Raw genomic sequence first — 1,881 nt, 5'->3', positions numbered from 1 at the left:
CTCCGGTTTCATCGGCAAGGCGCTGGTCCTCGACCTGCGCGGCCATGGCCACCAGGTGACCACCCTGGTGCGGCGCAGCCCGGTGTCGGAGTCCGAGGTCGAGTGGCATCCCGACCGCGGCGAGCTGGATCCCGCGGCACTGGCCGGAGCCGACACGGTCATCAGCCTGTCCGGTGCCGGGATAGCCGACAAGCGGTGGACGCCGGCGTACCAGCAGGTACTGGCGCAGAGCCGGCTGCAGCCCACCTCGACCATCGCCGGCGCCGTGGCCGGCCTGCCCGCCGAGCTGCGTCCGAAGTCCTTCCTGTCGTCCTCGGCGATCGGCTACTACGGCGACCGCGGGGACGAGCCGCTGCCCGAGTCCGCCACCCTGGGATCCGGGTTCCTGGCCGACCTGGTGCGCCGCTGGGAGGCCGCGGCCGAGCCTGCCGCTCGCGCCGGAGTGCGGGTCGTGACGCTGCGCACCGGGCTGGTGCTCAGCGCTACCGACGGGCTGCTGAAGCGCATGGTGCCGCTGTTCAAGATGGGGGTCGGCGGAAAGCTGGGGTCCGGCCGGCAGTACCAGGCGTGGATCACCCTTGCCGACGAGGTCGCCGCCATCCGGCACATCGTCGCGACCGACCAGCTCGAGGGGCCGGTGAACCTGGTCGGGCCGGACCCGGTCCGCAATGCCGAGTTCACCGCCGAGCTGGCGCGGGCGCTGCATCGTCCCGCGTTGCTCCCGGCCCCGGCATTCGGGCTCCGGCTGATACTCGGTGACTTCGCCGACGAGGGCGTGCTGGTCAGCCAGCGGGTGATTCCCGAGAAGCTGCTCAGTAGCGGCTACCGGTTCGAGCACGCCGACCTGCCGAGCGCGCTGGCCTGGGCGATCGCCCACTAGCGCGCCAGAGAGCTTTCACCCGCCCGGACGTTGCGAGGCGATCCGGAACTCGGCCCCTACCCGTACCAGCCGCAACACCAGCCGGGTCGGGCCTGCCGGCTCGGTGCGGCCGCGGACGGTGCCGGCGCAGACCAGCGACGCGGACGGCTGGCTGGCGGTGACCCGCACTTCCAGCTGCTGCGGTCGGGCGCCGGTGACCGTGACGTCCCGGTAGCTGGTGCGCAGACCGGTCAGCACGCAGCCGGCCGGCACCCGGGAGCTGAGCTGGCTGAGATCCTGGGCGAGCAAGGCCGGGGACTGGTAGAGCGCGGCCAGCAAGTCGGGACGGTTACCCGCGAATGCCGCAGCGCGCCGGTCGGCGAGCCGCCGCAGCACCGCAGCCGGATCGGCGCCGTCCACTGCTCCACCAGCCGTGGAAGTCGGGTTGGCCTCCCCGGAGCGGCCCGCCTCCAGAACAGCCGCGGAGCTGCCGGGGCCCGCCGCCTGAGCGGGGCCCGCCGCCCGAGCGGGCCGCTGACCGGCCGCGACCGGCTGTGCCTTGCTGCGCACGGCGGCCAGCACCAGGGCGGTGATGGCCAGCAGCGCGACGCTCAGCACCGCGATGAGCAGGGTCGCCGACAGCCGGCCCGCCGTCCGGTCGACCAGCCCACGAAGGGGGTGACGCCCCGGTAGCGGCTCGTCCGGCTCGGGCCTGACGTGCAGCCGCGCCACATGGGTCAGGTCGGCTGGCACGGCGGCCAGGCCGGCCGGATGGTGGCGCTCGGCTGAGTGCCGGCCGACGCCGGGCAGGATCCGGCCGGCGGCCAGCACCACCGGGGCGGACGGCACGCTGGCGCCCAGGTCCAGGGCGAACTCGGCGGCCGAGCCTCTGCGATGCGGCTCCGGATCCAGCGCTCGACCGAGCACCGCGGCCATGGCCGCCGGACAGCCCGCGAGCTTGCCCGGCAGGTCCTCGATCACGCCGTTGGCTGCCCGGGCGAGCACCGCGCGCAGGTCGGCGG

The 1,881-nt window shown here is 74.6% G+C and carries 1 protein-coding gene and 1 pseudogene; one reads left to right on the top strand and one right to left on the bottom strand.

Features of this window, described 5'->3' with window-relative positions; translation table 11 throughout:
• Positions 1-880, top strand: an 880-nt coding sequence (locus tag VF542_RS15050) for a TIGR01777 family oxidoreductase (RefSeq protein ID WP_408652516.1), incomplete at its 5' end; no start/stop codon positions are given.
• Positions 881-895: 15 nt separating this feature from the next.
• Here the strand turns inward: VF542_RS15050 and VF542_RS15045 are convergent.
• Positions 896-1,881, bottom strand: a pseudogene (locus VF542_RS15045) (hypothetical protein); the annotation flags it as partial.

Origin of the sequence: Jatrophihabitans sp. (genome assembly GCF_036389215.1) — a bacterium.
Taxonomy (GTDB): domain Bacteria; phylum Actinomycetota; class Actinomycetes; order Mycobacteriales; family Jatrophihabitantaceae; genus Jatrophihabitans_A.
This window is presented reverse-complemented; position numbering and strand designations above follow the sequence as displayed.